Source organism: Streptomyces altiplanensis, assembly GCF_053591575.1.
In genome coordinates, this window is sequence record NZ_JBSFUB010000014.1 from 42,789 (window position 1) to 67,343 (window position 24,555).

Consider the following 24,555-nt stretch of genomic DNA (forward strand, 5'->3'; position numbering starts at 1 on the left):
GCCGCTGGTTCCGCGATCTCCCGGGGGCCCGCCCCCGGGCCCCCGGGTTGCTCACTGGTGCTTGTAGTGCTTGATGGACTGGTCCTTGGCCGCCGCGTCGGCGAAGCCCTGGATCTTCTTGATGGTCTCGGCCGGGGTCGCTCGGCCGGCCATCATCTCGCCCAGGCCGGCGACACCGATCTGCTCCTTCTGGAGCTTCACGTACCAGTCCTGCAGGCGCGGGTTGACCACGTTCTCGCCGGCCTTCTCCAGGGCGGCGCTGGCGGACTTCAGCCCCGGGGTCAGCTCGATGCCCTCGGTGCCGCCGTTGAGCGCGGTCAGGGACTTCACGCTCTGCGTGAAGTTCTTCGACGACGCCTCGCTGAGCATGATGCGCAGCTGCTCCATGCCGCCGTCGGGGTTCTTCGCCGACTTCGGGACGATGAACGGCTCACCGCCGGAGGCCCAGATGGTGCCGAACGGCAGCTTGTCCGAGCTGTCGAGGCCGGAGGGCGCGCCCACGGCGAGCTTGAAGTCGGCCGGCATCGTCTTGGCCGCCTCGTTCTCCACCCACGAACCGTTCGGGATGAAGAGCGCCTTGCCCTGGGTCCAGGCGGTCTGCGACTGGATGTGGTCGATGCCCGGGGTGCCCTTGAGGATGTAGCCCTTCTTGAAGAGCTCGTAGTACGCCTCGAACGCGGCCTTCACGGCCGGGTCGGACCAGGCGTTCGGCTCCAGGTTGTCGATCTTGTCGAGAACCTCGCGGCCGCCGATCTTCGCGATGAACGGGTAGAGCGAGAACGGCAGGTAGTACGGGTGCTTGCCCGCGTACGTCCAGCCCGCGACGCCCTTCTTCTTCGCCTTGGCGCAGAGGGCGAGCATGTCGTCCCAGTTCTCCGGGTACGTCGCGTCGAGCTTCTCCAGCGCCGTCTCGGAGTACCAGACGCCGTAGACCGTGTACGCGTAGTACATGATCCAGACCGGGTCGCCGTCGAACTGGCCCATCTCGACGATGCCGGGCCGCAGCGTCTCGCGGACCGTCTTGCTCGGGTCGTCGACGGAGGCGGCGTCCAGCAGCGGCGTGAGGTCGGTGAGCTGCTTCTTGCCGACGAGGACACCCATGTCCATCTGTTCGGCGCCCGAGTTGTCGATCAGGTCCGGGGGCGTTCCGCCGTTGAACCTCGGCTGGAGCTGCGACCTGATCTTCTGCGTCGAGGAGAACTTGACCTCCGCCTTCGGGTAGGTCTTCTCATAGACGGCCTTGGCGTCCTCGGCGTACTTCGTTCCGAATCCACCGTCGAAAATGACGATTTCGAGCGGCGCGCTCTCATTGACACCCAGCGGGTTCTTCTCGGTCTTCTTGCCCTTTTCGACCTTCTCGTCGCCGCCGCTGTCGCCGCTCGCGCAGGCGGACAGGAAGCTCACCGTCGGAACGGTGATCAGACCGAGTGCGGCCGACCGCTTGATCAGATCGCGACGGCCAAGGCCCTCATTGTTGTGGGCGGAGGTGGATCCCATGCTCAAGTCCTCGCCTTCTCCAGGACTCAGGCGGTGTACCGGTCGCCCGTACTTATCTCGCCTAGGCGAAGGGCCCCGCCACCGCAGTCAAATGACGCTGGGTCGTGCTGAGTTGCAGAAGGTACGGACATAGCGTTCGGCAACCGCCGCAGCAGCTTCCCCCACCGGTCCCCGTCCCCCTGGCCCGCGGCCGCGAAACGGCGTTGCAGACGCCGACAGGTATAGTCCACTTCACATCAACTGGGCAAGATCGAAAGCAAGTTTGGACGGCAGTCTTTCCCTAGTTGAGACCTCACGGATACGTGGGGCGCGCACGCAGTCGCCCGCGCGATCGCACAGGCACGGCGCACCTCCTTCACCTCCCCTTTCACTTGCAACACCCTTGACACCGTCGGTGGCTTGGCTCCCTACTGGGTCTCATGCACTGCCCATGACAACGTTGTCCAAGGGGAGGAAAAGTCCGGGATGCAGCACATACCTCGGTACGCACCACGCCATACGGCGGCCGCCGTCGCGGCGACCGCCCTGCTGCTGGTCGTCACGGCCCCTTCCGCGGCCGTCGCCCAGCCCGCCCAACCGCAGGAGCAGGAGCGCAGGTTCAGCTCCTCCTTCGAGGCCGGCGAGCCCGAGCCGGACTGGCGCAACACCGTAGAGACCGGACCCGGTGGCGAGAAGCGCTCCTCGGGGGTCGACGGCGGATACGGTGCCGGGATTCCGGGCAATGTGACCGACCGCGTCGTCGAGCTGCGCGCCAGCGGTGAGAACACCGGCGGCGGAGAGGTCAAGGAGAACCTCGTCGACGTCCAGTCCGCCACCAAGTGGCTGGCCTTCGAGCCCACCGCCTGGATCGAGTTCGACCTGGACGAACCGGCCAAGCTCGTGACATACGCCCTTACTTCGGCCAACGATCACGCGGAGCGCGACCCGAAGGACTGGACGCTCAAGGGATCCGCCGACGGCGAGGAGTGGAAGGTCCTGGACACCCGCGAGGGGCAGACCTTCGCGAAGCGCTTCGAGACGAAGACCTACGCTTTCGAGAACGGCACGGCGTACGCGCACTACCGTCTCGAAATCACCCGCAACAACGGCGCCTCGGACGCCCTCCAGCTCGCGGACGTTCAGTTCTCGAACGGTGACACCTCCGCGCCCGCCCCGGACGACATGCGCAGCCAGGTCGACCGCGGCCCCTCGGGCTCCCCCACGGCCAAGGCGGGCGCGGGTTTCACGGGAAAGCGGGCGCTGCGGTACGCCGGCACGCACAAGCCGCAGGGCCGGGCCTACTCGTACAACAAGGTCTTCGACGTCGACACGCGCGTCACGCGGGACACCGAGCTGTCGTACCGGGTCTTCCCCTCCCTCCCGGAGACCGACCTCGACTACCCCGCCACCCATGTGTCGGTCGACCTGGCCTTCACGGACGGCACCTATCTGAGTGAGCTGCGCGCCGTCGACCAGCACGGTGCGGTGATGTCCCCGCAGGGCCAGGGCGCCTCCAAGACGCTGTACGTCAACCAGTGGAACCACAAGGCCTCACGGATCGGCGCGGTCGCGGCCGGCAAGACCGTCGACCGGGTGCTGGTGGCGTACGACTCCCCGAAGGGCCCGGCGAAGTTCAGCGGCTGGGTCGACGACATCACCCTCGCCCCCAAGGCCCCCGACAAGCGCCTCGCGCACTTCGCGGACTACGTCTCCACCACGCGCGGCACCCATTCCAGCGGCGCGTTCTCGCGGGGCAACAACATCCCCGCCACCGCCGTCCCGCACGGCTTCAACTTCTGGACGCCGGTGACCAACGCCGCCTCCACCAGTTGGCTCTACGACTACGCCCGGGGCAACAACGCCGACAACCTGCCGACCCTCCAGGCGTTCAGCGCGAGCCACGAGCCGAGCCCCTGGATGGGCGACCGGCAGACGTTCCAGCTCATGCCGTCCGTGGCGGCGGGCACCCCGGACGCCGGCCGCAGGGCGCGCGCCCTGCCCTTCCGGCACGAGAAGGAGACGGCGAAACCGCACGAGTACGCGGTCACCTTCGAGAACGGCCTCAAGGCCGAGATGGCCCCGACCGACCACGCGGCGATGATGCGGTTCACCTATCCGGGCGAGGACGCGAGCGTCATATTCGACAACGTGTCGAACGACGGCGGCCTCAGCCTCGACCCCGCCACCCGCTCCTTCACCGGCTTCTCCGACGTCAAGAGCGGCCTGTCGACCGGCGCCACCAGGATGTTCGTGTACGGCGTCTTCGACACACCGGTCACCGCGAGCGGCAAGCTCGGCGGTGGCGGGGGCGACGACGTCACGGGTTACCTGCGTTTCAATCCCGGTGAGGACCGCCGGGTGACGCTGCGCCTGGCGACTTCACTCATCAGTGTGGACCAGGCGAAGAAGAACCTCGCCGACGAGATCCCGGCGGACGCCTCCTTCGAGCGGGTGAAGAACCGGGCGCGGGCCGCCTGGGACGACCTCCTCGGCCGCGTCGAGGTCGAGGGCGCGAGCCGCGACCAGCTGACGACCCTCTACTCCAGCCTCTACCGGCTGTACCTGTATCCGAACTCCGGCTTCGAGAACACCGGAACCAGGGCCCGCCCCAGGCAGCAGTACGCCAGCCCCTTCTCGAAGCAGACCGGCCCGGACACCCCGACCCACACCGGCGCGAAGATCGTCGACGGCGAGGTGTACGTCAACAACGGCTTCTGGGACACCTACCGGACGACCTGGCCGGCGTACTCCTTCCTCACCCCCGAGAAGGCCGGCAAGCTCGTCGACGGCTTCGTCCAGCAGTACAAGGACGGCGGCTGGATCTCCCGCTGGTCCTCGCCCGGATACGCCGACCTGATGACCGGCACCAGCTCCGACGTGGCGTTCGCCGACGCGTACGTCAAGGGCGTGGACTTCGACGCCGAGGCGGCGTACGAGGCGGCACTCAAGAACGCCACCGTCGTGCCGCCCTTCTCCGGTGTGGGCCGCAAGGGCATGAAGACGTCCCCCTTCCTGGGGTACGCCTCCACCGAGACGCACGAGGGCCTCTCCTGGTCCCTGGAGGGCTACCTCAACGACTACGGCCTCGCGAAGATGGGCGAGAAGCTCTACGCGAAGACGAAGAAGGCGCGCTACAAGGAGGAGTCGGAGTACTTCCTGAACCGCGCCCGCAACTACGTCAAGCTCTTCGACGGCAAGGCCGGCTTCTTCCAGGGCCGCGATCCGAAGGGCGACTGGCGGGTCCCGTCCGAGCAGTACGACCCGCGCGTGTGGGGGTACGACTACACCGAGACCAACGGCTGGGGCTACGCCTTCACCGCGCCCCAGGACTCCCGCGGCCTCGCCAACCTCTACGGCGGCCGGTCCGGTCTCGGTGACAAGCTCGACCGGTACTTCTCCACGCCGGAGACGGCCGCCCCCGAGTTCGCGGGTTCGTACGGCGGCGTCATCCACGAGATGACGGAGGCGCGCGACGTGCGGATGGGCATGTACGGGCACAGCAACCAGGTGGCCCACCACGCGACGTACATGTACAACGCCGCCTCGCAGCCGTGGAAGACGCAGGAGAAGGTCCGCGAGGTCCTCTCCCGCCTCTACACGGGCAGCGAGATCGGCCAGGGGTACCACGGCGACGAGGACAACGGCGAGCAGTCGGCCTGGTACCTCTTCTCCGCGCTCGGCTTCTACCCGCTGGTCATGGGCAGCGGCGAGTACACGATCGGCTCGCCGCTCTTCACCAAGGCGACCGTCCACCTGGAGAACGGCCGCGACCTGGTGGTCAGGGCCCCGAAGAACAGCGCGAAGAACATCTACGTCCAGGGCCTGAAGGTCAACGGCAAGCCCTGGAAGTCCACCGCGCTCCCCCACAGCGTGCTCGCGCGCGGCGGCACGCTGGAGTTCGACATGGGCCCCGAGCCGTCCTCGTGGGGTACGGGCAGGAACGCCGCGCCCGTCTCCATCACCCAGGACGACAAGGTGCCGGCGCCGCGCGGGGACGCGATCACGGGCTCCGGTCCGCTGTCCGACAACTCGTCGGCCACGGACGCGCAGTTCGAGAGCCTCGACCTGCCGGTGAAGCCGGACACCCGCGCCCTCCAGTACACCCTCACCTCCTCGGACCGTGCCAAGGCCCCTCGGGGCTGGGTGCTCCAGGGCTCGCGGGACGGTGAGAAGTGGAGGGACCTCGACAGGCGTACGGGAGAGTCCTTCGCCTGGGACCACCAGACCCGCGTCTTCACCGTCGCCCGCCCGCACGGGTACGAGAAGTACCGGCTGGTACCGGACGGACCGGCGACCCTCGCCGAGGTGGAACTCCTGGGGTGACCCGGGGCGGGGGGAGGACCGGTCCGGCGGCCGGTCCTCCCCCTGCCACACGCCCGCCGAGCGCTGTAATCGTTCGTGTGCGCAGTGTCACTGCGGACGGCTACGCTCGGTGTGCGCGGAAGGAGCGTTGCCCAAGCCTCAGCCCAAGGACCTTGATCCGTACACCGACCCGAGGTCGTTCTACGGCTCGGAACTGCGCCGCCTGCGCGAAGCCGGTGGCCACTCCCAGGATCAGCTCGGGGAGCTGGTCTTCTGCTCCGGCGCGTACATCGGCCAGTTGGAGGGCGCGACGCGGCGGCCTCAGCTCGATCTGTCGAAGATGCTCGACGGCGTGCTGGGCAGTGGTGAGCACCTTCAGCGCCTGTGCCTCCTCGCACGCGAGTCCAAGGTCGCGAAGTACTTCGCCGACGCGGCGGACTTGCAGCAGCGGGCGACGGCGATCAGCGAGTACGGGTCGATGCTGGTTCCGGGGCTGTTGCAGACGGAGGGCTACGCGCGGGCACTGACCCGTGGCGCCCACCCGTTCGCCGCGCAGTCCGTGATCGAGGGGCATGTCAGCACCAGGATGGAACGGGCGGAGCTGCTCGACTCGCCCGCGGCGCCGGTGTTCTGGGTGATCACCCACGAGGCCATGCTCCGCGTGCCGGTCGGCGGTCCCGCCGTCATGCACGGTCAGCTCACGCATCTCCTCAAGGCGGCGCACGCGCGGCCCCATGTCGTGCTCCAGGTCATGCCCTTCAGCGCCGGGCCGCATCCCTTCCTGGAGAGCAGCGTGTGCCTGATGGACTTCACCGACGAGCCGCCCGTCGTGTACACCGAAGGCGCCTATACCGGCCAACTCGTCGAGGAACCGGCCCTGGTCGCCCAGTTTCGATCGGCCTACGATCTGGCCAGGGCCGCCGCGCTGTCGCCGGAGGCGTCCCTGGCCCTGATCGAGTCGGCGGCGAAGGACTACACCACACATGAACACCACACCTGACCTGAGCACAGCCGCGTGGCGCAAGTCCTCGTACAGCAATGGCGACGGGGGCAACTGCGTCGAGGTTGCCGACGGCTGCCCCGGCGGCGTCATACCCGTCCGCGACAGCAAGACCGCACCCGGGGGCCCCGCGCTCGTGTTCCGGGCCGCGGGCTGGGCGCCCTTCGTCACCGCCGTCAGGAACGGCGCGCTCTGACCGCACGGAGATCGCAGAAGGGCCGCACCCCGTCGCCGGGATGCGGCCCTTCTGCGTCATGCGATGGCGACTAGCTGCGGATCAGGGACCGCAGCACGTACTGGAGGATGCCGCCGTTGCGGTAGTAGTCCGCCTCGCCCGGGGTGTCGATGCGCAGCTTCGCGTCGAACTCCACGTCGCCCGCCTTGACGTGCAGGGTCTCCGGGATGCCGCCGTCGTTGAGGCCGGTGACGCCGGTGATCTCGAAGGTCTCCTCGCCGGTCAGACCCAGCGAGGCCGCCGAGGCGCCCTCCGGGTACTGGAGCGGAAGGACGCCCATGCCGATCAGGTTCGAGCGGTGGATGCGCTCGTACGACTCGGCGATGACGGCCTTGACGCCGAGCAGCGCGGTGCCCTTGGCCGCCCAGTCGCGGGACGAGCCCGAGCCGTACTCCTTGCCCGCCAGGATGACCAGCGGGACGCCGGCGGCCTGGTAGTTCTGCGAGGCGTCGTAGATGTACGACACCGGACCGCCGTCCTGGGTGAAGTCGCGGGTGAAGCCGCCTTCCGTACCCGGCGCGATCTGGTTGCGCAGGCGGATGTTGGCGAACGTGCCGCGGATCATGACCTCGTGGTTGCCGCGGCGCGAGCCGTAGCTGTTGAAGTCGCGGCGCTCGACGCCGTGCTCCGTGAGGTACTTGCCGGCCGGGGTGTCGGCCTTGATGGCGCCGGCCGGGGAGATGTGGTCGGTGGTGACCGAGTCGCCCAGCTTGGCGAGCACGCGCGCACCGGCGATGTCCTCGACCGGGGTCGTCTCCATCGTCATGCCCTCGAAGTACGGGGGCTTGCGGACGTACGTCGACTCGCTGTCCCACTCGAAGGTGTTGCCGGTCGGGATCTCCAGCGCCTGCCACTGGGCGTCACCCGCGAAGACGTCCTGGTAGGACTTGTTGAACATGTCCTCGCCGATGGCGTTCGCCACGACGTCGTTGACCTCGGCCTCGGTGGGCCAGATGTCCTGGAGGTAGACCGGCTTGCCCTCGGTGTCGGTGCCGAGCGCGTCCTTGGTGATGTCCACCCGCATGGAGCCCGCGAGGGCGTACGCGACGACCAGCGGCGGGGAGGCCAGGTAGTTCATCTTGACGTCGGGGTTGATGCGGCCCTCGAAGTTGCGGTTGCCCGAGAGGACCGACGTGACCGCGAGGTCGTTGTCGTTGACGGCCTTGGAGACCTCCTCGGGCAGCGGGCCCGAGTTGCCGATGCAGGTGGTGCAGCCGTAGCCGACGAGGTTGAAGCCGACCTTGTCGAGGTAGGGGGTCAGGCCCGCCTTGTCGAAGTAGTCGGTGACGACCTTCGAGCCCGGGGCGAGCGTGGTCTTGACCCACGGCTTGCGGGTCAGGCCCTTCTCGACCGCCTTCTTGGCCACCAGCGCGGCGGCGACCATGACGTACGGGTTCGAGGTGTTGGTGCAGGAGGTGATCGCGGCGACCGTGACGGCGCCGTGGTCGATCTCGTACGTCGAACCGTCGGGGGCGGTCACGGTGACCGGGTTGGACGGGACGGCGTCGCCCGTGGCGTCGTCGTGCTGCGGAGCGCCGGCGCCGTTGTCGTCGTGGCCGTACGCCGGGGCGTCGCTGGCCGGGAACGACTCGGAGCTCGCCTCGTCGACCGGGGACGCGACACCGTGCGGCTTCTCCTGCTGCGGCACGCCCGCCTTGCGGTCGTCGCCGCCGGTCACGCCCGCCTCGACGTAGTTGAGTACGTCGATCTTGAACTGCTCGGCGGCGTTGGCGAGGACGATACGGTCCTGCGGACGCTTCGGGCCGGCGATCGAGGGGACGACCGTCGAGAGGTCGAGCTCCAGCTTCTCGGAGAAGTCGGGCTCGGCGGCCGGGTCGAGCCAGAGGCCCTGCTCCTTGGCGTACGCCTCGACGAGCGCGACCTGCTGGGCGTCGCGGCCGGTCAGGCGCAGGTACTTCAGCGTCTCGTCGTCGATCGGGAAGATCGCGGCGGTGGAGCCGAACTCCGGCGACATGTTGCCGATGGTGGCGCGGTTCGCCAGCGAGGTGGCGGCGACGCCCTCGCCGTAGAACTCGACGAACTTGCCGACGACGCCGTGCTTGCGCAGCATCTCGGTGATGGTCAGCACGAGGTCGGTGGCGGTGGTGCCGGCCGGCAGCTCGCCGGTCAACTTGAAGCCGACGACGCGCGGGATGAGCATGGAGACCGGCTGGCCGAGCATCGCGGCCTCGGCCTCGATGCCGCCGACGCCCCAGCCCAGCACGCCGAGGCCGTTGACCATGGTGGTGTGCGAGTCGGTGCCGACGAGGGTGTCGGGGTACGCCTGGCCACCCCGGACCATGACCGTGCGGGCCAGGTGCTCGATGTTGACCTGGTGGACGATGCCGGTGCCCGGGGGGACGACCTTGAACTCGTCGAAGGCGGTCTGGCCCCAGCGCAGGAACTGGTAGCGCTCCTTGTTGCGGCCGTACTCCAGCTCGACGTTCTGCTGGAAGGCGCCGGCGGTGCCGAACTTGTCGGCGATGACGGAGTGGTCGATGACCAGCTCGGCCGGGGCCAGCGGGTTGATCTTCGCCGGGTCGCCGCCGAGCTCCTTGACGGCCTCGCGCATGGTGGCGAGGTCGACGACACAGGGCACGCCGGTGAAGTCCTGCATGATCACGCGGGCGGGCGTGAACTGGATCTCCTGGCTGGGCTGGGCCTGCGAGTCCCAGCCGCCGATCGCCCGGATGTGGTCGGCGGTGATGTTCGCGCCGTCCTCGGTGCGGAGCAGGTTCTCCAGCAGCACCTTCAGGCTGTAAGGGAGGCGCGCGGAGCCCTCGACCTTGTCCAGCTTGAAGATCTCGTACGACTCGTCGCCCACGCGCAGCGTGCTGCGGGCGTCGAAGCTGTTCGCCGACACGACAGTCTCCTTCTTCAATGTGCGCGTTTCTACCGCATCCTGCCGCCACGACCCCCTGGCCATCCGCTAAGGTAAGACTTAGTTAGGTCACCCTTACCGGTCGGCGGCTGCGGTACGCCTTCGGCAGATATCTCGATGTCGAGATAACTCTAGTACATGGCCGTGGTCCGGTCATGTCCGGAGGGCGCTGTCCGCTGTCATCCAATCGAGGCGTTTGACAGCGAACCCAGTCGTTTCGGCTTCCTTGCCAGCGAACCTAGTCGCACGAGGGGACGTACTGGGGGTGCTGGGTGGCCGTACCGGTCGGGGTGGATCTTGCGGAGCCGTACGTCGAGCTGTCGTACGTGGACGCTGTACGCGAGCGTCGGCGGCGTCCGCTGCTGGACTGTGTGACGGCTCGGTTCGAGGATGTGGCTGCGGTACGGCCGTTTAGCTGGTCGCGTGGTGAGCGTCACTTCCCGGGCTGGTACTGGGCGGCGACGACCGGGCGGCACGTCGGTTTCGAGTCGTGGCTGGAGCGGGACCGGCTGTTGCTGATGGATTTCGATCCCGAGGTGGTGGGGATCGCCTCGCAGCCGTTCTGGCTGCACTGGCATGACGGCGAGCGTGAGCGCCGGCACGCGCCGGACTACTTCGTGCGTCGCACGGATGGCTCGGCGGTGGTCGTCGACGTCCGTGCCGATGAGCGGATCGAGCCAAGAGACGCGGAAGCGTTCGAAGTGACGCGCCTGGCCTGCCGTCAGGCCGGGTGGGGCTTCGCGCGGGTCGGGGTTCCGGAGGAAGCGCTGCTGGCGAACGTGCGGTGGCTGTCGCGCTACCGGCATCCCCGGTGCCGGCGTGGGCCGGTCGTGGACCGGCTCCGGGAGGTCTTCGCGGAACCGGCCTCGTTGTTGGCGGGCGCGGATGCGGCCGGTGATCGGCTTGAGACTCTCCCCGTCCTGTTCCATCTCCTCTGGCTGCGCGAGTTGGTCGCCGACGGGCTGGCGTTCACGCTGCTGGGGCCGTCGACCATCGTGCGCCTGGTGGACGGGAGCGTGCGGTGACGGAGGCCGGGGAAGAACGGCGAGTGCCTCCGTCGGCCAGGATCGCGGAGTTCCCGCAGACCGCTGCGAAACAGGCCCGCTGGTGGGAAAGGCACATTCTGGAGGTGCTGGAGGGCTTGCCGCCGGACGCTCCTGCGGGGACGGTGCCGCGCCCGGAGTTCGCCCCGGAACACAACTCGCTGGCTCAGCGGGAGCGGGCCAAGGCTGCCGAGCTGACGGCGGCCGGGCACCCGATGACGGCCAGCGGCGTCAAGCAGCGGCGCCAGCGCTATCAGCGGGACGGGCTGGTCGGTCTGGCCGACGGCCGGGCGGCCAAGCAGATGCCGTCCTTCGGCCGGGTGGCTCCGGCTGTGGTCGAGGCGATGCAGCAGGCGATCGGCGAGACGGCCGAGGCGTCGTCGAAGACGATCGGCTTCGTGGTCTGGCGGGCGACGCAGATCCTGGCCTCCCGTGAGGACGCGCAGGACATCGAGGTTCCCTCACAGCGCACGCTCTACCGGCTGTTCGACAAGCTGGCCGCCGGCACTCACGCGACGGGCTCGGCGACCACACGCCGTTCGGTGAACGCGCGTCCGGCCAGACCGTTCGGGGAGGTGCCGGCCTGCGCGCCGGGCGAGTGGATGCAGATCGACTCCACGCCGCTGGACGTCCTGGTCCGACTGGACGACGGCATTGCCGGCAAGGTCGAGCTGACCGCCATGATCGACCTGGCGACCAGGTCACTGGCCGCCGCGGTCCTGCGGCCGACGACGAAGGCGGCCGACGCCTCCGCCCTCCTGGCCCGGAGCATCACCCCTGAGATGATGCGTCCTGGCTGGCCGGAAGCTCTTCGGATGTCGAGATCGGTGCTGCCGCACCGGCGGCTGACGGCCTTGGACGAGCGGCTGGAGCACGCGGCTGGAAGGCCCGTGATCGTGCCGGACACGATCGTCTGCGACCACGGCAAGGTCTTCATCTCGAACAACTTCCGCGCGTCCTGCCGCTACTTGGGCATCAGCCTCCAGCCGACGCACAAGGCGTCTCCCTTCGAGAAAGGCGCGATCGAGAAAACGCTGGGTTCGGTGGCAACGCTGTTCGCGCAGTTCGTCGCGGGTTACACCGGTCGGTCGGTGGACCGCCGGGGCCGGGGCCTGGAGAACGGACCGCTGTGGTCCCTGCCCGAACTCCAGGGCCTGCTCGACGAGTGGATCGTCATCTGGCAGAACCGCCCGCACGACGCGCTGCGGGATCCGGACTCGCCGAAGCGTGCGTTCACGCCGAACGAGAAGTACGCGATGCTGCTGGAGTCGTGCGGCTACGTTCCGGCCCCGTTCAGCGGCGAGGACTACGTCGAGTTGCTGCCCGAACGCTGGCAGGCGATCAACTCCTACGGCATCCGGATCAACCACCGCACCTACGACGACGGCGAGCTGACCCCGTTGCGCTGCCAGCACTCCGGGGTGGTGGAGAAGAAGGGGTTGTGGGAGATCCACTACGACCCCTACGACGTCTCCCGTGTCTGGGTACGCGACCGCCGCAGCGAGCCGGCCCGGTGGATCACGGTGTTCTGGAAGCATCTGCACCGCGTCGGTGTCCCGTTCGGCGAGATGGCCTGGGACCACGCCCGCGAACAGGTCCCGGGCGGGACCGAGGAACAGATCGCCGCTGCCGCCGCTGCCCTGCTGCGGCGGACACACGACGGACCAGCACACCGGAAGGACCATGCGACGAAGCGGTCCCGGCGCGTCGCCGCGCAGACACGGGCCACTGCCTCCGACCGGCCGGTCCCCGATCCGCCCACCGCCGACGCAGTTCAGGACGATCAGGCGGACATCGAGTCGGCGAAGGTCATCCCGCTGGGCCTGTTTGATCCGCTCGCCAACCCCTGGAGGCGTCCGTGACCATCTCCGAACCCGCAGTTCGGCCGACTTCTCTGCGGGAGGCCGATGCCGAGACCAACCGGCAACTGACGACCCTGGAGGGATGGCGGAAGTTCACTGCGGGCCCGCCCCAGCCCCCGGTCCTGCTGCCCCTCGCTGAGCTGGGCAAACTGTCTCCGGTCGAGCGGGCGCTCTATGACGAGGACCGGCTCGATCATCACGCCCGGATGCTCGTGGTCGCCACCTCGTTCGTCGAGAAGACGGTGGTCTGCGGCCGACGGCTGGTCCTGCTCAACCGGCACGCGATCAGCGCTCGTCGCGGCCTGATGGTCTCGGGGCTGCCCGGCACGGGCAAGACCAGCGCCCTCACCCAGCTCGGGCTCGCCCACGAACTCCTCGACCGGGCCCGCCACCCGAACGTCGCCGACCGCATCCCAGTGCTCTACATCACCGTCCCGCCCGCGGCGACCGCACGCATGATCGCGGCCGAGTTCGCACGCTTTCTGGGTCTGCCAGTCCGGGCCAGATCAAACATGACCGACATCATCGAAGCGGTGGTCGGCGTCTGCACGGACACCCGCACCGGCCTGGTTCTGGTCGACGAAATCCACAACGTCTCGCAGGTCACACGGGCCGGTGCCGAGGTCTCCGACACCCTGAAGTACTTCTCCGAACGCCTCCCCGCGACGTTCGTCTACGCGGGCATCAACCTCGAAACCAGCGAACTGCTGGCAGGCGCCCGGGGCGCCCAGATCGCGAGCCGCTTCACCCTCGTCCCCACCCGCCCGTTCCCCTACGGTGACGAGTGGAAGGGCCTGGTCGCGACCCTGGAGCAGACTCTTCTCCTGCACGACCATCCACCGGGCAGCCTGGTCAAGCTGGACCGCTACCTCCACAAACGAACTGACGGCATGATCGGCGCGCTGTCCCACGCGATCCGAGGCGCCGCGATCGACGCGATCCTCAACGGCACAGAACGCGTGACGAAGAACGGCCTTGACGCAGTCCCCCCGGACCACACTGCGGAAACCCCGAAGAAGAACCAGCTGAAGTGACTCGCCCAGCGCCTGAGCTGCCCCACCGGCTGGCTCCACTGCCGGTTCGACTACGCCCCTGCGCCGGCGAGATCACCGACTCCTACGTCCGCCGCCTCGCCCGCGCGAACCATCTCAAGCCGAGCTACCTGCACTGTTTCCTCAACGGACCGCCCTTCTGGTTCGGCAAGCCCCAACTCGCCCGTCTGGCCGCTGTCTCCGGACGCTCCGAGGAGTCCCTGGACCGGGCACTCGCTGACGCCAGCTCCCCGCGCGGCCGCATGAAACCCAACCCACGCACATCTCGAACAGAGCTGTTCCCCGGCCAGCCTCATCTCCCCCTGCTCATCTACATCGACGCCCGCAGAGGTCACACCATTCAGGACCTGGCCCTACGGCACCAAGTCCCTCGACGTCTCGTCCGCCTCGCCCTGGACACCATGCAACCTCCTCCCCGAGGAGTCGACCGGAGCTATGGAGGCTTCGACAACGACCTCATCAAGGACATCCAGGCCATGGCAGATGAGGGCCTCGGGCCGAAAGAGATATGGCTGAGGCTCATGGACGACCACGAAGCCTCCGTGTCCTACAGGATGCTCCGCCACTACGTTCGCCAGTACTGCCCTCCACGGCACAATGCCGCAAAAGGAAGCCCCCGCTCTCCACAGGGTCGCTTTCAGTAATTTCCTGAATCGAGCCGAGATGTCCCGCCTCGGCCGATCTGTTCATGTTGGTGCTGTGTCGGTGGGGGCGACAAGCGATCGTCCCTGCCACGGCCTACGACCGGGGCGACATCACTTCGTCGCCTCCAGAATGCGGTCGAGTGTCCGGCGCCCCGTTCTGCTCATCATCGGATTGCTTTCGACGTAGTACCAGACGAGCCCCATCGCCTGTTCGAAGGCCCATGCCTTGCCGCGCTCCCACTCCAGATCGTCGCAGGCCAGTGTCCGCCGGAGCACTTCCCGTGGGCCCGGCTGCAACAGGTGCCAGGCGCTGACCAGATCCAGCGCGGGGTCGGCCGGGCCGAATCCGCCGGTGTCGAGGACGCCGCCGAGCCGGTCTCCCGCGACGAGTACATTGCCGGGAATCAGGTCGCCGTGGCTCATCACGTCGGCACTCGTGCGCGGCAACTCTCGGTAGTGTCTCCACAGTCGGCGCAGCCGGGGCACGTCGAGCAGCCCCTGGCTCGCCTCGAAGCACTTCTCCATCCAGGCGTCGTGGTGAGCGAGAACGCCGCCGCGATTGTCGCCGCTGAAAAGCCGACCCCGCGTCTCGGCTTCCCGCAAGGCCGCGATGAAGGCCGCAAGGTCCTCGGCGAAAGCGTCCGACCCACTCGGGTCGGCATCGAAGGCGACCGTTCCCGGCAGCCACGTCTGGACCGACCACGGCATGGGATAACCCGCTCCAGGCTTTCCCAGGGCGACGGGTTCCGGAACGGGAAACCGAGACACCTGCGCCAGCTCCGCGCTCGCCTGGGCTTCCCGTTCCAGAACCGCCAGCGCCTCCGCGGCATCGGTCAGACGCAGCGGGAAACGCGCGGAGAGGTCGTCCCCGATGCGGAAGATGGCGTGGACCGTCCCGGTCGACGACAGGAGTCGGATCGCCTTGCCGCTCCACTGAGGGAACTGTTCTTGGATCAAGGTCGCAACGATGTCGGTGGTCACGTCCACTTGGTCATCGTGCATGGTCAATCTCGCAGGCCCTTCCACTAGTCCAGTTCGAAACGACGGAAGCAGTCCAGATCAACTGAGACGACAGCCAGTATTCAGACGCCAGGTTCCAGATCAACTGAGATTTTTTCGGCCACCCAGGTGTCTCAACCGTTCCGGTCGCCCCAGATCACAGCTGCGGCTTCGGCTTCGGCTTCGGACCAGATCACCTGAGGCGGGACACGAGAGGCACCGACCGAGAGCGATCGTTTGCCATCGAACCTAGTCGCTCAAGGTCAGGGCATCGCAACCGACTAACTTCGCTGTCAAAGGACAGGCGCGCGGACGCGCGTGCGGGCTGCGTGTCGCGGCCGGAGCGGGGGCGCCCGGCGGTCCGTGCTGCCGTCGGTGAGCGAATGAGGATGCGGCTGTCCCCCCGCCCCTGCCGGGAGGCGGAGAGCAGACCGGGCCGCCAGAAGGCCGGTGGGCCCTGCCCTAGAAGGCCGGTGGACCCTGTTCGACGCGGCGCAGCACCGGCGCGAGCCGGTCGATCTCGTCGCTGCTCTGGAGCTGCCGTTCGTCCCACCAGGTGGCGCCGGCGTCGATCAGCGGGCCGATCAGGTCGTGCGCCTTGGCCGCGTCGGCGGGGCTGACGCCGCCGAGGACGATCTCGAAGGGGCCGGTGTGCCGTTCGTCGCGGTGCCGGCGGACATAGGAGACGAGGTCACGGACCTGGTCGGCCGGCGGAGCATGTCCGTGCCTGGCGGAGTCGAACAGCGGGACCGCGCCGTCCCAGCGGGCGGCTCGGCGCATCGGCGGGCGGTTCGGCCAGAATCCGGCGACCCAGACCGGCGGGCGGGGCCGTTGCACCGAGGCGGGCAGCAGGGTCACGTCCCGGACCCGGTAGTGCCGCCCGTGATGGTTCACCGGCTCCCCCGACCAGTAGCGCCGCAACAGGTCCAGGCCCTCGTCCAGGCGCTCGGCGAGCACGACGGGGTCGGTCGGCTCGCCGAAGCTGCCGAACTCGTCCTCGATCGGCCCGCCCAGGCCCGTACCGAAGATCACCCTTCCGCCGCTGAGGGCGTCCAGGGTGGCCACCTGGCGGGCGAGCTGCTCCGGGCGCCGCCGGGCGACCGGGGTGACCAGCGTGCCCAGCCTGATCCGGGAGGTCGCCAACGCCGCAGCGGTCAGCAGCATCCAGGGGTCCCCGAAGGCCCGGCCCCGGCGCAGGCTCTTGTCATGCACCACGTGATCCCAGACGAACAGCCCGTCCCAGCCCGCCTGTTCGGCCGCCGCGGCCACCGCCGCGACCGTCCTGGCATCGGCGAAGTCCCCGAAGTTCGGAATGTTGACCGAAAAGCGCATCCCCGCATACTGCTCCGCCGCGGCGGTCACGGCAATCAAAAAAACAGCGGCCCCACGGTGAACTTTCGGGAACCGCTCGGCCTGGCGCCGTACGCCGGCCGGCGCCTCGAGAGCTGAAGGCCCGTCTGGACCCCGCCGGCCTCTTCCGCTTCAACCGCAGCACTTCCCCTGCCCCCGCCTCTCCGGCCCCCGCGCCCACACCCACCCCTCCGAATGCGGCATCTCATATCTGAGATAACCTGCCGCTATGGCAGACGACTACCTCGTACGCATCGGCAAGCTCATCCGTGACGCCCGTCAGCACCGGGGCTGGACACAGAGTCAGCTCGCCGAGGCGCTGGGCACCAGCCAGAGCGCCGTGAACCGCATCGAGCGCGGCAACCAGAACATCAGCCTTGAGATGATCGCGCGCATCGGTGAGGCTCTCGACAGTGAAATCGTCTCGTTGGGGTACGCGGGACCGATGCATCTACGTGTCGTCGGTGGACGACGTCTTTCCGGTTCGATCGACGTGAAGACGAGCAAGAACGCGTGCGTGGCGCTGCTTTGCGCCTCGCTGCTCAACAAGGGCCGCACCGTGCTGAGGCGCGTCGCGCGCATCGAGGAGGTGTACCGCCTGCTGGAGGTGCTCAACTCGATCGGTGTGCGCGCCCGTTGGGTCAACGACGGGAAGGACCTGGAGATCGTCCCGCCCGCCGAGCTGGACATGGGCTCCATGGACGCCGAGGCGGCGCGCCGGACGCGGAGCATCATCATGTTCCTCGGCCCACTGCTGCACCGCATGGACCACTTCAAACTCCCGTACGCGGGCGGCTGCGACCTCGGCACCCGCACCATCGAGCCGCACATGATCGCGCTGCGCCGCTTCGGCCTGGACATCACCGCGACCGAGGGCATCTACCACGCGGTGGTGGAGCCTTCGGCCGGGCCCGACCGCCCGATCGTGCTGACCGAACGCGGCGACACGGTGACCGAGAACGCGCTGCTCGCGGCGGCCCGCCACGACGGCGTGAGCGTCATCCGCAACGCCTCGTCCAACTACATGGTCCAGGACCTGTGCTTCTTCCTGGAGGCGCTGGACGTACGGGTCGACGGGATCGGCACGACCACGCTGACCGTGCACGGCGTACCGAACATCGACGTGGACGTCGACTACTCGCCCTCCGAGGACCCGGTCGAGGCGATGAGCCTGCTCGCGGCCGCCGTGGTGACGGGTTCCGAACTGACGATCCGCCGGGTCCCGATCGAGTTCCTGGAGATCGAGCTCGCGGTGCTGGAGGAGATGGGCCTCGACCACGACCGGACGGGCGAGTACGAGGCCGACAACGGGCGTACGCGGCTGGTGGACCTGACCGTACGGCCCTCCAAGCTGGAGGCGCCGATCGACAAGATCCACCCGATGCCGTTCCCCGGGCTGAACATCGACAACGTGCCGTTCTTCGCGGCGATCGCGGCGGTCGCCCAGGGCCAGACCCTGATCCACGACTGGGTGTACGACAACCGCGCGATCTACCTGACGGACCTCAACCGCCTCGGCGGCCGTCTCCAGCTCCTGGACCCGCACCGCGTCCTGGTCGAGGGCCCGACCCGGTGGCGCGCCGCCGAGATGATGTGCCCGCCGGCGCTGCGGCCCGCCGTGGTCGTCCTGCTGGCGATGATGGCGGCCGAAGGCACGTCCGTGCTGCGCAATGTGTACGTCATCAACCGCGGGTACGAGGACCTCGCCGAGCGCCTGAACTCGATCGGCGCGCAGATCGAGATCTTCCGCGACATCTGACGCGGGAGCGAGGGGGCGCCCTCGGCCTCTCCGGGCGGGCAGGACTGCCGTGCGGAGAGGCCGTCGCGGTGTGCCCGTGGGGGCCGGCCCTCACGGGCTCCGGCCGTTCCGGGTGTGCCGCGGCCCCGGGGCGCGGCCGCGGCCCGGGGGTCGTGCACCGCGGGCGGTCCGGGGATCGTACGCCGGTCAGCCCTGCGGTTCCTGCGGCTTGGCCTCGGCCTCGCGCACGGCCCGCTCTTTGAACTCGACCCGTGCCTCCGTGCGGTGGCCGCGGGCGATGTAGTCGCGTACGACCGCCTCGACGGCGTCCTGGGGCGAGCCGACGCCGGCCAGAACCATCACTTCCACCACCAGTTCCGCGTCGAGACTGATGTTGACCTTGGCCACAGCGCCCCCCTTTGCCGGATCTTCCGTCGGGCCGGAACTCTAGCCGCTCAGGACCGGCACGTACCCGCGCCGTCGAGAAGCCGCCGGCCCCCACGGCGCCGGGCCATGGCCGAGCGGGTCGTGAGGGACGCGGACCACCCGGTACAGTCACCACGCTGCGCGGACCCGCGCCGGACCGGGCCCGCAGTTCCCGCCCCTCGTCTGCGCCGGCCAGGTGACACCATGACCAGCACACAGGACCCGCCGGAAACGACTCCCGGCACCGCCCTCCCGCAGGCCACCCCCTCCTTCGAGGACCGCGCCGCGCGGATACGGCGACGTCTGGAGCGACTGATCGGCATCGCCGCGACCGAGGGCAACAGGCTGGTCCCGCTCCGTAACGGGGACGAGATCTTCGCGGCGATGCTGGCCGGGATCCGCTCCGCGGAGCACACCGTGGACATGATGACGTTCGTGTACTGGAAGGGCGACATAGCCCGCGAATTCGCCCAGGCACTGGCCGAGCGCGCCCGTGAGGGGATACGGGTGCGGCTGCTGCTGGACGGCTTCGGCAGCCGGCTGATCGAGAAGGACCAGCTGGAGGAGATGGAGCGGGCCGGGGTCCAGGTCGCGTGGTTCCGCAGACCTCTTTACCTCTCACCGTTCAAGCAGAACCACCGCTGCCACCGCAAGGTCCTCGTCGTCGACGAGCACACGGCCTTCACCGGCGGTGTGGGCATCGCCCAGGAATGGTGCGGCGACGCCCGCAACGAGAACGAGTGGCGCGACACCCACGTGCAGGTCCGGGGCCCGGCGGTGGACGGCATCGCCGCGGCCTTCGCCCAGAACTGGGCCGAATGTCACGACAACCTCTTCGACGACCGCGACCGGTTCGTCGAGCACCGCCCACAGGGCGACGCGGTCGTTCAGGTGGTACGCGGATCGGCCAGTTTCGGCTGGCAGGACATGCAGACCCTGATCCGGGTCGGGCTGGAGTCCGCCGAGGAACGGTTCCGTCTGACCACCGCCTACTTCTCCCCCGACGCGTACTTCATCGAGCTGCTCTGCGCCACCGCGCGGCGCGGGGTCGAGGTGGAGATCCTGCTGCCGGGCCCGTACACCGACAAGCGCGTCTGCCAGCTGGCCGGCCAGCACTACTACGAGGACCTCACCGCCTGCGGCGTGAAGATCTTCCAGTACCAGCCGACGATGATGCACACCAAGGCCATCACCGTCGATCACGTGCTCTCCCTGATCGGGTCCACCAACTTCAACCGGCGCTCTCTCGACCACGACGAAGAGGTCATGCTCGCCGTCCTGGACGAGGAGTTCACCGCCACCCTGGACCGCCACTTCGACGAGGACCTCGCTGTGAGCGAGCGCATCAGCGCGGCCCGGTGGAAGAAGCGTTCACTGGCTCAGCGCGCGCGGGAAGCGGCCGTCATCCCGATCCGCCGGTACCTGTGACCTCGCTCACTCTTCCCGCTCGTACGGAACGGCCCTGAGCGCGGTCTCCGGGCGCAGCGTCGCGCTCACCGGTGCCCCCCTCGTGTTCGTACGGACTGGGGGCCGCCGCCGGGCCTGGTCCGCGTACGCGGGTACGGGTGGCGAGGCCGGCGCCGTCGGCCCTTCTGCCCCCGGCTCTGCTCCTGGTCCTGCCCGGCCGCCCATGCCGGGGTCCCCGCGGCCGGCGCCCGGGTCACCGGTCCTCGACCGCGGCGAGCGCCAGAGCGGTCGTCTGCTCGGGCGTGCCGTCGATGGGAACGGCCGCGCCGGACTCGTCGGCCCCCAGCGGCTCCAGGGCGTCGATCTGGGACTGCAGGAGGCTCGCCGGCATGAAGTGGCCCTTGCGCTCCGCGAGCCGGCCGGCGATGAGCTCCGCCGAACCGTCGAGGTGCAGGAAGAAGACTTCGGGCGACACGGCGGCGAGCCGGTCGCGATAACGCCGCCTGAGGGCTGAGCAGGTGACCACGCCTCCCCGTCCGGCGTGCTCGGCGAGCCATGCGGCGATCGCGTCGAGCCACGGGCGGCGGTCCTCGTCGTCCAAGGGGGTGCCGGCCCGCATCTTGGCCACGTTCCGCGGCGAGTGGAAGTCGTCGGCTTCGGCACAGGGCACGGCGAGACGCTGGGCGATCGCCCGGCCGACCGTCGTCTTTCCCGACCCCGAGACACCCATGACGACGATCAGGGGAGCAGCGTTGTGAGACATCGGTTCAGGCTAGTACAGCTCCGACGGCTCTTCCGGAGCGTTGCCGCACCCGGTGACCGCACCCACCGCACCCGCCGGGCCCGGCGGGATCGGAGCATGGGTCCGCGCGGGACGGGACTACCCTGAGAACAGGGGTCCTTCGCCGCTGGAGGCGTCGATGCGCGACCACAGTCCCGAGCCGGGCGAGCTGCGCCACGAGGACGGCGCGGGCCCTCCCCCGCCCCAGGAACGGCACAGCGCCGGGGAGACGGTGGCCGCACGCCGTGCGTACAGGCTGAGGCACCTGCTCGCGAAGATCCACACGCCGCTGTTCCTGGTTCTCGCCGTGCTGTTCGGGGTGTGGGCCTCGCGCTCGCACGGGGGCAGTGCTCCGAATCCGTGGGCGCTGGGCGCCGTCGCGATACTCTTCGCCGTCCTGGCCCTGCTGGCGCTCGCGGACAGCGCCATGCTGCGGGAGCACCGTCGCCGCCAGAGGACGCGCCGCTGACCGCGCGGCGGGTGGGCCGGGGCGGGTCGTGGCCGTGCAGCGGCGCTCGCCCGGGCCCCCGCGCCCGCGCTCCGGGTCATTCGGCCCCCGGGTCGAGGGCCACGACGACCTTGATGTCGTCGGGCCGTGCCGTGAAGGCCTCGTCCGCACGGTCCAGCGGAACCCTGCGGGTGATGAGCCTCTCCAGCCACGGAAGGTCCGCCCCGGCCAGCGCGTCCGCGGCCTGCCGGTAGTGGCGCAGGTTGGCGTTGACCGAGCCCACCACCACGTCGTTCTCCAGCACGATCTCCCGGTTGATGGTGCCGCCCTCCACGCTCAGGCTGCGGCCGGTGGGCGACACGCCGGTCAGGCAGACGATGCCGTAGGGCGCGGTGCCGGACATCGATTCGAACACCACCTCGGCCGCTCCGGTGGCCTCGATGATGACGTCCGGGCGGAGGGCGGAGATCACCTTCCCGGCGCTCTCCGCGTGGTACGTCGCGCCCAGGGCTTCCACCAGCGCCGGCTTGGGCCCTCCGGTGACGCGGTCCAGCACGTGTACGTCCAGGCCGCGCCGCACGCCCAGCAGAGCGGCCAGTGCCCCGATCGGGCCGGCCCCCGTCACCAGCACGCGCTGCGGCTCGAACCAGGACCTGCCGCCGACCCGCTCCACCTGCTCCCACGCCTTGGCCACCACGGTCGTCGGCTCCAGCAGCGTCCCCACCCGTTCGAGGCGCGCGTCGAGCTTGACCGCGTACTCCGCCTCCACGCACCACATCTGCGAGCCGTAGCCGTCGATCTGCTTGATGCCCCGCTCGGTGTACCGGCCGTTGCGGCACATGTCGAACTCACCGCGCGCGCAGGCGCCGCACGGCTCCGGATCGGGCCGGCGGACCACCCCGACGACCAGGTCGCCGGCCGAGAACCCGCTGCCCGGCGGCGCCTGGCGGACCCGTCCGAGCGACTCGTGCCCCAGCACCAGCCAGTCACGGCCGGGGGGCGCCCAGCCGTAACCGCCCTCGGTGATCTCCTTGTCCGTCCCGCAGACCCCCACCGCGAGACCGTCCACCAGCAGCTGCCCCTCCTGGGGCACCGGCGCGGGCAGGTCGCGGACTTCCAGCGAATCCTTCGCGTGCGGGCGGACGGTCAGTGCGCGCATCGGCTTCCCTTTTCCGTCGGCAGGAGCAGAGGACCACCGGAAACGGGTATCCCGCGGCAGCCGTCGAAAACTCCGGACGCGCCGGAGACCGGAGAAGAGGGCCACCGTCGTAGGGCGCCGGCCCCCGCCCCGGAGGCCGACGCCACGGGCCGGGTCAGGAACCGGTCTCGTGGCCGCCCTGGAGGCGCTCCAGGTCGGACGGGCGCACCTGGACGGCGAACAGCGCGATGACCGCGGCCACCACGGTGAACACCGCGGCGACGACGAAGGCGGCGGAGACCCCCGAGGTGAGCACCTCGTCGCCCCACGGCGGCGGGAGCTGCCCGGTCCGCTCGAATTCCGCGCGTTCGGCGGGGTCCGCCCGGGCGAGGAACCGCGGTATCTGGCGTTCGGCCTCGTTGCCACTGGCCGTACCGAACACCGTGACGAGGATGGACAGGCCCAGGGAGCCGCCCACCTGCTGTGTGACGTTGAGCAGGCCCGAGGCCGCGCCCGACTCGTGCGCGGGCACACCGGAGACCGCCATCAGCGTCAGCGAGACGAAGTTCATGCCCATGCCGAGGCTGAAGACGAGCATCGGTCCGAGGACGCTGCCCAGGTACGTCGAGTGGACGTCCGTCAGGGTCAGCCAGGCCAGCCCCGCCGCGGCCAGGATCGAGCCGGTCACCATGAAGGGCTTCGGGCCGTACCTGGGCAGGAGCTGGGAGGCCAGGCCCGCGCCCACCGCGATGACCACGCTGACCGGCAGGAAGGCCACACCGGCCTGGAGCGGGCCGAAGTCCAGCACGTTCTGGACGAACAGCGTGAGGAAGAAGAACATGCTGAACATCGCGGCGGCGAGGGTGAGCATGATGCCGTACGTGCCCGCCCGGTTGCGGTCGGCGAACATCCGCAGCGGCGTGATCGGCTGCTTCGAGCGCCGCTCCACCAGGACGAAAATCGCGAGGAGCGCCACCGCGACGGCGAACGAGGCCAGCGTGAGGCCGTCGCTCCAGCCCTCCTGGGCGGCCCGGATGAAGCCGTAGACCAGACACACCATGCCGAGGGTGGAGGTCAGCGCCCCGATGACGTCGAAGTGGCCGGGGTTGGGCGGGGACTCCCTGATGACACGGGGCGTGGCGAGGGCGATGAGCAGCCCGATCGGCACGTTGACGAACAGCACCCAGCGCCAGTCGAGCCATTCGACGAGCATGCCGCCGGCCAGCAGGCCGATCGCGCCACCGCCCGCGGAGACCGCGGCGAAGACACCGAACGCCCGGTTGCGGGCCGGGCCTTCGGTGAAGGTGGTGGCGATCAGCGCCAGTGACGTCGGCGAGGCGATGGCACCGCCGACGCCCTGGAGGGCGCGGGCGGCGAGGAGTTGACCGGAGTTCTGGGCGAGACCGCCGAGCAGGGAGGCGAGTACGAACAGCAGGACGCCGAAGACGAAGACCTTTCGGCGTCCGAGGATGTCACCGGCGCGGCCGCCGAGGAGCAGCAGCCCGCCGAAGGTCAGCGTGTAGGCGTTGACCACCCACGAAAGGCTCGTGGTGGAGAATTCGAGATCGCTCTGGATGTGCGGCAGAGCGATGTTCACGATGGTGATGTCGAGCACCACCATCAACTGGCACGAGGCGATGACCAGCAGGGCGAGGCCGTTCTTGTCGCCCTGGCCCGGAGTGGACGCCGCTTGTGCCGACGGCGGTTTCGGCTGTGAGGTCGTCATGAGTGTGGCCCTCACGAGAGGGGGCGGTGGGCCGGCTTTGCCCACCG

At 69.2% G+C, this 24,555-nt stretch carries 17 protein-coding genes; 9 read left to right on the plus strand and 8 right to left on the minus strand.

The features are described 5' to 3' along the window. Positions 1 to 51 precede the first annotated feature (51 nt). A complete protein-coding gene (ngcE, locus tag ACWD0Y_RS09775) occupies positions 52 to 1,497 on the minus strand; it encodes an N-acetylglucosamine/diacetylchitobiose ABC transporter substrate-binding protein (protein ID WP_450259847.1) in 1,446 nt (481 codons plus the stop codon). 465 nt (positions 1,498 to 1,962) lie between these two features. On the opposite strand from ngcE, the gene ACWD0Y_RS09780 reads away from it, so the two are divergent. The 3 genes from ACWD0Y_RS09780 (at position 1,963) to ACWD0Y_RS09790 (ending at position 6,974) form a co-directional block, all read left to right on the plus strand. Continuing rightward, positions 1,963 to 5,799, plus strand: coding sequence for a GH92 family glycosyl hydrolase (locus ACWD0Y_RS09780; protein ID WP_450259848.1), 3,837 nt, complete (start codon positions 1,963 to 1,965; stop codon positions 5,797 to 5,799). 127 nt (positions 5,800 to 5,926) lie between these two features. Beyond that, complete coding sequence (locus ACWD0Y_RS09785; RefSeq protein ID WP_450259849.1) at positions 5,927 to 6,778, plus strand: helix-turn-helix domain-containing protein; 852 nt, start codon at positions 5,927 to 5,929, stop codon at positions 6,776 to 6,778. Beyond that, entirely contained in the window at positions 6,762 to 6,974 is a 213-nt protein-coding gene (locus ACWD0Y_RS09790; protein WP_450259850.1) for a DUF397 domain-containing protein, read from the plus strand. The genes ACWD0Y_RS09785 and ACWD0Y_RS09790 overlap by 17 nt, the downstream gene beginning before the upstream one ends. Before the next feature lie 70 nt (positions 6,975 to 7,044). Here the strand turns inward: ACWD0Y_RS09790 and ACWD0Y_RS09795 are convergent, their stop codons facing one another. Next, the gene (locus ACWD0Y_RS09795; RefSeq protein ID WP_450259851.1) at positions 7,045 to 9,876 is read right to left on the minus strand and encodes an aconitate hydratase; all 2,832 of its coding nucleotides are present in this window, start codon (positions 9,874 to 9,876) and stop codon (positions 7,045 to 7,047) included. 290 nt (positions 9,877 to 10,166) lie between these two features. Here ACWD0Y_RS09795 and ACWD0Y_RS09800 point away from each other — a divergent pair, with 290 nt between their 5' ends. The 3 genes from ACWD0Y_RS09800 to ACWD0Y_RS09810 all read left to right on the plus strand — a co-directional run bounded on the left by ACWD0Y_RS09800 (position 10,167) and on the right by ACWD0Y_RS09810 (position 13,833). Then, a complete protein-coding gene (locus ACWD0Y_RS09800) occupies positions 10,167 to 10,919 on the plus strand; it encodes a TnsA-like heteromeric transposase endonuclease subunit (protein ID WP_450259852.1) in 753 nt (250 codons plus the stop codon). A gap of 362 nt (positions 10,920 to 11,281) precedes the next feature. After that, positions 11,282 to 12,799, plus strand: coding sequence for a Mu transposase C-terminal domain-containing protein (locus tag ACWD0Y_RS09805; RefSeq protein ID WP_450259909.1), 1,518 nt, complete (start codon positions 11,282 to 11,284; stop codon positions 12,797 to 12,799). Further along, positions 12,796 to 13,833, plus strand: coding sequence for a TniB family NTP-binding protein (locus tag ACWD0Y_RS09810; protein WP_450259853.1), 1,038 nt, complete (start codon positions 12,796 to 12,798; stop codon positions 13,831 to 13,833). Before ACWD0Y_RS09805 ends, ACWD0Y_RS09810 begins: the two co-directional genes overlap by 4 nt. A gap of 773 nt (positions 13,834 to 14,606) precedes the next feature. On the opposite strand, the gene ACWD0Y_RS09815 is transcribed toward ACWD0Y_RS09810, so the two are convergent. Both ACWD0Y_RS09815 and ACWD0Y_RS09820 read right to left on the minus strand, forming a co-directional pair. Next, positions 14,607 to 15,497, minus strand: a complete 891-nt coding sequence (locus ACWD0Y_RS09815) for an aminoglycoside phosphotransferase family protein (protein ID WP_450259910.1) — start codon at positions 15,495 to 15,497, stop codon at positions 14,607 to 14,609. A 459-nt stretch (positions 15,498 to 15,956) separates the two neighbouring features. Beyond that, complete coding sequence (locus ACWD0Y_RS09820; RefSeq protein ID WP_450259854.1) at positions 15,957 to 16,826, minus strand: LLM class flavin-dependent oxidoreductase; 870 nt, start codon at positions 16,824 to 16,826, stop codon at positions 15,957 to 15,959. A 247-nt stretch (positions 16,827 to 17,073) separates the two neighbouring features. On the opposite strand from ACWD0Y_RS09820, the gene ACWD0Y_RS09825 reads away from it, so the two are divergent. Beyond that, a complete protein-coding gene (locus tag ACWD0Y_RS09825; RefSeq protein WP_450259855.1) occupies positions 17,074 to 18,603 on the plus strand; it encodes a helix-turn-helix domain-containing protein in 1,530 nt (509 codons plus the stop codon). Between the two features lie 186 nt (positions 18,604 to 18,789). Here ACWD0Y_RS09825 and ACWD0Y_RS09830 read toward each other — a convergent pair whose 3' ends face one another. Next, positions 18,790 to 18,990, minus strand: coding sequence for a type II toxin-antitoxin system VapB family antitoxin (locus ACWD0Y_RS09830; RefSeq protein WP_093798537.1), 201 nt, complete (start codon positions 18,988 to 18,990; stop codon positions 18,790 to 18,792). Positions 18,991 to 19,212: 222 nt separating this feature from the next. Here ACWD0Y_RS09830 and ACWD0Y_RS09835 point away from each other — a divergent pair, with 222 nt between their 5' ends. Continuing rightward, positions 19,213 to 20,436: a phospholipase D-like domain-containing protein gene (locus ACWD0Y_RS09835; RefSeq protein WP_450259856.1), complete on the plus strand. Its 1,224-nt coding sequence runs from the start codon at positions 19,213 to 19,215 to the stop codon at positions 20,434 to 20,436. A 232-nt stretch (positions 20,437 to 20,668) separates the two neighbouring features. Here the strand turns inward: ACWD0Y_RS09835 and ACWD0Y_RS09840 are convergent, their stop codons facing one another. Then, on the minus strand, positions 20,669 to 21,178 hold the full coding sequence (locus ACWD0Y_RS09840) for a gluconokinase (protein WP_450259857.1): 510 nt from the start codon (positions 21,176 to 21,178) through the stop codon (positions 20,669 to 20,671). 157 nt (positions 21,179 to 21,335) lie between these two features. Here ACWD0Y_RS09840 and ACWD0Y_RS09845 point away from each other — a divergent pair, with 157 nt between their 5' ends. After that, complete coding sequence (locus ACWD0Y_RS09845) at positions 21,336 to 21,665, plus strand: hypothetical protein (protein ID WP_450259858.1); 330 nt, start codon at positions 21,336 to 21,338, stop codon at positions 21,663 to 21,665. 76 nt (positions 21,666 to 21,741) lie between these two features. On the opposite strand, the gene ACWD0Y_RS09850 is transcribed toward ACWD0Y_RS09845, so the two are convergent. Together ACWD0Y_RS09850 and ACWD0Y_RS09855 are read right to left on the minus strand one after the other, a co-directional pair. After that, positions 21,742 to 22,803: a glucose 1-dehydrogenase gene (locus ACWD0Y_RS09850; protein WP_450259859.1), complete on the minus strand. Its 1,062-nt coding sequence runs from the start codon at positions 22,801 to 22,803 to the stop codon at positions 21,742 to 21,744. Between the two features lie 154 nt (positions 22,804 to 22,957). Further along, the gene (locus ACWD0Y_RS09855) at positions 22,958 to 24,508 is read right to left on the minus strand and encodes an MFS transporter (RefSeq protein WP_450259860.1); all 1,551 of its coding nucleotides are present in this window, start codon (positions 24,506 to 24,508) and stop codon (positions 22,958 to 22,960) included. Between the last annotated feature and the right edge of the window lie 47 nt (positions 24,509 to 24,555).